Raw genomic sequence first — 6,194 nt, 5'->3', positions numbered from 1 at the left:
TGGCCACGGCCACCGGCGTCTGCTCCGGCCTCGTGGTGCACACGATCGTGGCCACGCTGGGCCTGGGTGCGCTGATCCAGGCTTCTTCGTTCCTGTACCTCGGGCTGCAGATGGCCGGCGCGGTTTATCTGGTCCACCTGGGATTGCAGTTGCTGCGTGCGCCGCAACAGCAACTCGCGATGGCCGGGTCGGCCGCCAAGCGGCCGGCGCGGATGTTTTTCGATGGCGCCATGTCCAACATCTGCAACCCGAAGATCGCGGTGTTCTACCTCGCGTTCCTGCCGCAGTTCGTGGCACCTGGCGCCGCCCATGCGACGCTGTCGCTGTTCGTCCTCGGGCTCGTGTTCGCGGTGCTCGCGCTGCTGGTCAAGGGGCCCATCGGCCTGGGGGCGGCGGCGCTGTCCGGCTGGCTGCGCTCGCACCCGCAGTCGCTGGTCTGGCTGTTCCGCGCGAGCGGCCTCGTTCTGCTGGGGCTGGGCCTGCAGCTGGCCCTGCAGCGGCCCTTGTGACGTGGGTACCGCACAGATGGTACAGATGGACAAGCCCGACCAGGTGTTGCAGTACATGCTGCGCCCGTGCATCGATGACTGCCTGGACCTCTGGTTCGGCAAGTCGGCGCAAACCGACCAGGACATCGGGAAGCGTTTCGGCGCCGACGTGGTCCTCGCGGCCGGTGGGTTCTACGACCCCTGGGCGCTGGACGCCGAACACCCACGCGGCCTGGTGGCCCTGGTCATGCTGCTCGACCAGTTCCCGCGCAACATCTACCGCGACACGGCGCAGATGTATGCGGGCGACACGCGCTGCCAGGCCATCGTGGAGCAGGCCCTGTGCGCCGGCATGGCCGAACGCCTTCGCCCGATCGAGCGTGTTTTCCTCTGCCTGGTGCTGACGCACTCCGAGCGGCTGGTCGACCAGCGTCTGTGCATGGCCTTGTGGGGCCACACGATGGCGGAGCTGACGCCGCAAGACCCTTTGCGTGTGTTCCAGGACATCTTCCAACGGCACCTCGTGGTGATCGAGCGCTTCGGTCGCTTCCCTCACCGCAACACCGTCCTGCAGCGCACGAGCACCGCAGCGGAAGAGGCTTTCCTGGGCGACGGCAGCTTTCGCTTCGACCTGCCCTTGGTCCGGCGGCCAGAGGGTGGCTTCAGTTTTGCCGGTAGCTGCAGCCGGTGGCCCGGCTACGGCGTGTCGGCGGCGGCCAGCGTTTCGGCTGCGTCGTCGGTGAGGGCGCGCCCCTCCTGCACCAGCGCTGCCGTCCGATCGGGCCCCAGCGCCGCCGTCGCAGCCGCCAGCACGCCTGCGAGGCTGACCTCTTCTTCGGGGTCGAACTTCATGCTGCGGGTTTCGTAGCTCTGGCGCGCGTAGCCCACCAGCCGTGCCGCCGCGACGAAGCGCTGCTCGGCGGCCGCCAGCACGCAGAGCTGCAACCCGAGTGTGGGCGTGGCGAAACGCCGCCCGGCAGCAAAGGCGCGCGGCAAAAGGGCACGCGCCTCGTCGAGCCGGCCCAGCGCCACCAGCGCAGCAAACAGCGAACTGAGAACCCACGGCAGGTTGCCGTTGCGGCCGCTGCCATCCGCATCGACCCGTGCGAGCAACACCTGACCGCGCTCTGCGGCCTCGGCGTACCGCTCGAGGTTGTAGAGCGCGCTGACGATGTTCGATTCGGCCACGTCCACCGCGTCCTGGTCATGGAGCTGCTGCGCCAGTGCCAGCTCGGCCTCTCGCCCGGCGAACACGGCGGCATAGTCGCCTCGGGTCACCGCGGCCTGCACCAGGGCGCCCAGAACAGCGAGGCGTTCGCGCGGTATCAGGTCGGCGATTGTTGCGGCCTGCGTTTCCAGGTCGGCACAGGCCTCGGCGAGTTCAGGGTCTGCGGTGGTGATGCTGCGCACCCATGTCAGCGTGGCACGCAGCAACTGCCGCGGTTGTTGCAAAGGCCGCCACAGCGCCACCGCCCGCCGCCCTGCCACGCGCGCGCCGGCGTCGCGGCGGATGGCGCCGATCCGTGTTCGCTCGGTCCACCACATCGCCTGGGTTGGCCCGGCCAAGCCCCGGCCGGCCTGGTCCATCAAGGGTTCCAAGGCCAGCAGCCAGTTGCCCGACTCGTGGCGCCAGACAGTGAAGGTGGTCACGCCGGTGACGCGTGCGCTCAAGTGCGCTGCCATGCCCAGATCGTGTTCGCGCGCCCAGGCGATGGCGTCACGCGCGTTCTCCATCTCGGCCAGGCACAGCGCAAGCGTCTTGCTGTCGCCGGCCGTATGGCGTGTGACGAGGGCGAGCACCGCTTCAGCGTGGCGCCGGCAGACGGTGGTTTCTTCGTCCGCAGGGTCACCCGCCAGCCTGAGCTGCTCAAGCGCATAGGCACGCATCGTCTCGAGCAAGCGATAGCGCGGCGGGTCGTCACGGCTCACGACCACCAGCGAGCGGTCGGCCAGTGTCGCCAGACCGTCGATGACGTCCCATCGCGCCTGGGCATCGTCGGTCATCAGGGCCACGGCGAGCTCGAGCGTGAAACCGCCGGCAAACACCCCGAGCGCGCGGAACAGCCGCTGCTCGGTGGGCCCCAGCAGCCGGTAGCTCCAGTCGAGCGCGTTGTGCAGCGTGCGGTGGCGCGTGGCGGCTTCGCGGTGCCCGCGTGTGAGCAGCGCGAAGCGCTCGGCCAGCGCGTCGTGCACGCCTTGCAGGCCGAGCAACGGCACGCGAGCGGCCGCCATCTCGATCGCAAGCGGCAGGCCGTCGAGCTGCGCGCAGATCGTGCGCAGCAACGGCAGCACGGCTGGCGTGAGCGCGAAGCGGTGGTCGGCGGCGACGATGCGTTCGACCAGCAGGGCCAGCGCCCCGTCGTCCACGCCCGAGTCAGGCTCGGGCAGAAGCAGCGGTTCGAGCCGCAGCACCCGTTCGCCGGCCACCGCGAGCGGCGCCTGGCTGGTCACGAGCAGCCGCACGCCGGGCAGCGGGTGCAGCAGAGCGGCCAGCTCGGCGCAGGGCTGGATCAGGTGCTCGGCGTTGTCGAGCACCAGCAGCAGGCTCTGCTCGTGCAAGGCCGCCAGCAGCTGCGTGGGGGCCTCGTCGTCGCTGCCAGTCAGCTGCAGGTCGAGCGCGCGCGCCAGCGCACCGGCGATCTGGCGGCCCTGCACCAGAGCCGCGAGGTCGACCCAGACGCTGCGGCCCGCCCATCGCGCAGCCGAGCTGCGCGCGAGGCTGGTCTTGCCGACCCCCGAGCTGCCGACCACGGTGACGCAACCGCCGACTTGCAACAGGTCTTCGAGGCGGGCGAGGTCGTGATCTCGCCCGATCAGCCGATGCACTGCGCCAGGCGGTGGCGCCAGAACGGGCGCCGTGGTGGACGCCACCGCCGTGTCGCCCACCACCGCAGTGAAGCGATAGCCCCGCCCCGGCACGGTGGCGATCACCTCGCCGCCGAGCAGCTTGCGCAGGTTGCTGACCTGCATCTGCAGGTTGGCCTCTTCGACCACCAGGCCGGGCCAGACGCGGTCGAGCAGCTCGTTCTTGGTCAGCAGGTGGTCAGGCCGCTCCGCCAGCACGATCAGCAGGTCGAGCGCACGCCGCCCCAGCGCCGCGGGCTGGCCGTCGACGAGCAGGCGGCGCTCGGCCGGCTGCAGCTCGAAGCGCTGCGACGGGCCGAAGCGCAGCGGCGGGGCGGTCGACGGGAGGGGCTCGGTGGTGGGCAAATCGGGGGCTCCGCTCGCGTGGGGCGACAGGTCCGTTGAAAGACTCGCGCCGGAGATGCAGCTTAACTGCGCCGCCTCTTTGGGAGATGTTTTGGGCGCGCTTGAGGACGTTGTGCTGGGTCGAGCGTCACAGTTCATCCACGCGCTGCAAAGCGTTTGCCCCCGCCTTCAACTCCTCAGGAGCCTCGTCATGAAAACCTCGTCCATCATTGTTTTCGTCATTGCTGCTTGGGTCGCCGTCAGCGCGCAGGCCATGGTTTCGGGCGACAACCCGTTGCAGCCGGACGCCGTCGTGCGCGTTGCCGCCGTGCCCTGAACATCGTTTGCACACCCCCAAACCCATACCAAAGGAACCAAGATGACCCATGCTGCCGTGATCTCCGAACCCCGGATCGTCCCCATCACCCCGAGTGCTGACGCACCCGGGGTGACCTCACCCCACATTCCGCGCGTCACGCACTCGGCGCTCGCCGTGCACGTGGCGACGGAGAACCACACCATGTTCGTGCTGGACGAGGTCGATTGCATCGCGCACGGGCGCGCGCTCATGCCGAACGCTGGCCTGCTGGAATTCGACTGGTCGATCTGAGCGAACTTGCTTTCAACCTCACAGCCTCGATCCGTGATCGAGGCCTCAGCCCGCCGAGTTCTGCGCCCAGACCTTGGCATCGAGGGGGCGTCGTAGAGCCGTCGCTCTTGACTGCCGCCGCTCTGTTTGTATGACCACCAGAGGGGTGTGAAGAGAGAAAGAGCGCACTTGGCTCCGTCACGGCTTGCCTTTGCCTTGACGCACTTCCCACGGCAACATCAAGGTCAACAACGTGAGTTGGTCGAACTCGGCCACGAACTGGTCGATCACCGCCTGCGGCTCGTCGCACAAGGCCTCGTCGGTGCGCAAGCCGAACTGCACGCTTCCGGCGTACGACATGATGCTCACGCCCAGGCCGATGTCGCCGGCCGTCGGCACCCAGAACACCACCTCGTACACCTCGGCACCACACAGCCGCAGCGGCGCGTCGGGGCCGCGCACATTGGTGACGATGGCGGTGGTCTTGGCCTGAAACAAGCCCATCAGCGCGTCTTGCCCCGGCTTGATCAAGAGGCCGGCGAGGGCCAGCACGCCGTAGGCCAGCACCGGTTGGTAGTTGTCTTTCAGCTCTCCCATTCGGCGGCGCACTTCGTACACACGCTCCACCGGGTTGTGCATGCCAATGGGCAGGAGCAGCGGTGCCAGCCCGAAGCGGTTGCCCAGCTCCCACGACGGTTGGTCGAGCGGGCGCAGGTTCACCGGCACCATGGCGCGGATGTCTTGGCCGGTCGGGTCGTCACCCTGCTCGCGCAGGTAGCGGCCGATCGCGCCAGCCACGCAGGCGACCAGCACGTCGTTCACCGAGCAGCCGAGCGCGTAGCCCACGGCTTTGACGCGGTCCAGCGCCAGTGGCTCGCACCAGGCCACCCGTTTGTGGCCCGCCGAGTGGCCCTTCAGCCGCGTGGGCGAGTCGTTGGACATGAGGGCCAGGGAAGCGGCGTCGCTGACCGCCTGCTGACCTTTTTTCAGCAAGCCTGCGGCGTCGGACAGCAGCTGCCCCGGGTGCTGCAGCTGTTCCATCGACTTGGCGCCCCAGGCGGCCACCGACTGCAGCGAGGCCAGCGACAACCAGTCGCCGCTGGCTCCGCGGTGCTCGGGTGGCGTCGGGCCGTCGTCGGTGATCGACATCATCACCGTGCTCAGCGCCACACCGTCGCCAATGCAATGGTGCACGCGGCACAGCAGCGCACTGCCGCCGGCGCAATGTTCGACCAGGTGAAACTGCCACAGCGGGTGGGCGTGGTCGAAGGGCGCAGACGCCAACTCGCTGGCGCGCTCTTGCAGCGCGGCGCGCTCGCTCTGGCCGCGCCGGCGCTTGAGCTTCTCGACCACCAGGTGGCGGTGGATGTCGAAGCTGGGGTCGATCTCCCAGGTGTTGGACAGCGCGCCCTGCACCGCCCGCTGTCCAAATCGCTTGTACTTGAGCAGCTTGTCGCCCAAGCGCTGGCACAACACGGCGTGGCTGATGCCGGGGCGCAGCATCCACACGCCCAGGATCACCATCTGGTTGACGTCGTTGTCGGTGCGAAGCCAGGCCGTGTCGACCACGCCCATGGCTTCGGCGGCGGCTGGGGCCATGGTCATGCCTGGGAAGCGCTGCTGCTGCGCAACTCGCGCCTCAAGGTCTTGCCGATGTTGCTCTTGGGCAGCGGCTCGGTGCGGAACTCGACGAACTTTGGCACCTTGTAGCCGGCGAGGTTCTTGCGGCAGTGGTCGAGCAGCTGTGCCTCAGTCAGTGATTCATCTCGACGCACGACGAAAATCTTGACCGCCTCGCCCGACCTGGCGTCTTGCACGCCGACGGCCGCCACCTCGCGCACGCCGGGGTGGGCCGAGATCACGTCTTCGATTTCGTTGGGGAAGACCTTGAAGCCAGAGACGATGATCATGTCTTTCTTGCGATCGGT

The 6,194-nt window shown here is 68.5% G+C and carries 6 protein-coding genes and 1 pseudogene; 4 read left to right on the top strand and 3 right to left on the bottom strand.

Annotation, left to right across the window (positions count from 1 at the left end):
- On the top strand, positions 1-509 hold a 509-nt coding region (locus RMO40_RS25420; RefSeq protein WP_309726787.1), incomplete at its 5' end, for a LysE family transporter.
- Positions 510-534: 25 nt separating this feature from the next.
- Positions 535-1,356: a DUF924 family protein gene (locus RMO40_RS25415; RefSeq protein WP_309726785.1), complete on the top strand. Its 822-nt coding sequence runs from the start codon at positions 535-537 to the stop codon at positions 1,354-1,356.
- 1,001 nt (positions 1,357-2,357) lie between these two features.
- On the opposite strand, the pseudogene RMO40_RS25560 reads toward RMO40_RS25415, so the two are convergent.
- Positions 2,358-3,836 (bottom strand): annotated as a pseudogene (locus RMO40_RS25560) (ATP-binding protein); the annotation flags it as partial.
- A 52-nt stretch (positions 3,837-3,888) separates the two neighbouring features.
- Here RMO40_RS25560 and RMO40_RS25405 point away from each other — a divergent pair.
- Positions 3,889-4,014 (top strand): hypothetical protein, encoded by a 126-nt coding sequence (locus RMO40_RS25405; RefSeq protein ID WP_309726783.1) that lies wholly within the window; start codon positions 3,889-3,891, stop codon positions 4,012-4,014.
- A gap of 42 nt (positions 4,015-4,056) precedes the next feature.
- Positions 4,057-4,287, top strand: a complete 231-nt coding sequence (locus tag RMO40_RS25400; protein ID WP_309726780.1) for a hypothetical protein — start codon at positions 4,057-4,059, stop codon at positions 4,285-4,287.
- Between the two features lie 177 nt (positions 4,288-4,464).
- Here the strand turns inward: RMO40_RS25400 and RMO40_RS25395 are convergent, their stop codons facing one another.
- Together RMO40_RS25395 and RMO40_RS25390 are read right to left on the bottom strand one after the other, a co-directional pair.
- Positions 4,465-5,865 (bottom strand): wax ester/triacylglycerol synthase family O-acyltransferase, encoded by a 1,401-nt coding sequence (locus RMO40_RS25395; RefSeq protein WP_309726778.1) that lies wholly within the window; start codon positions 5,863-5,865, stop codon positions 4,465-4,467.
- A gap of 2 nt (positions 5,866-5,867) precedes the next feature.
- On the bottom strand, positions 5,868-6,194 hold a 327-nt coding region (locus RMO40_RS25390; RefSeq protein WP_489660246.1), incomplete at its 5' end, for an AMP-binding enzyme.

This window comes from Rhizobacter sp. (assembly GCF_031412075.1).
In the GTDB taxonomy this organism is placed as follows: domain Bacteria; phylum Pseudomonadota; class Gammaproteobacteria; order Burkholderiales; family Burkholderiaceae_C; genus Rhizobacter.
Note: the sequence above shows the minus strand (reverse complement) of the source record. Positions and strands in the feature narration are given on the sequence as shown.

Excerpts from the sequence above, each read along its gene's own strand:
- RMO40_RS25415 (WP_309726785.1), top strand. The coding sequence starts at position 535 with ATGGACAAGCCCGACCAGGTGTTGCAGTACATGCTGCGCCCGTGCATC.
- RMO40_RS25405 (WP_309726783.1), top strand. The coding sequence starts at position 3,889 with ATGAAAACCTCGTCCATCATTGTTTTCGTCATTGCTGCTTGGGTCGCC.
- RMO40_RS25400 (WP_309726780.1), top strand. The coding sequence starts at position 4,057 with ATGACCCATGCTGCCGTGATCTCCGAACCCCGGATCGTCCCCATCACC.
- RMO40_RS25395 (WP_309726778.1), bottom strand. The coding sequence starts at position 5,865 with ATGGCCCCAGCCGCCGCCGAAGCCATGGGCGTGGTCGACACGGCCTGG.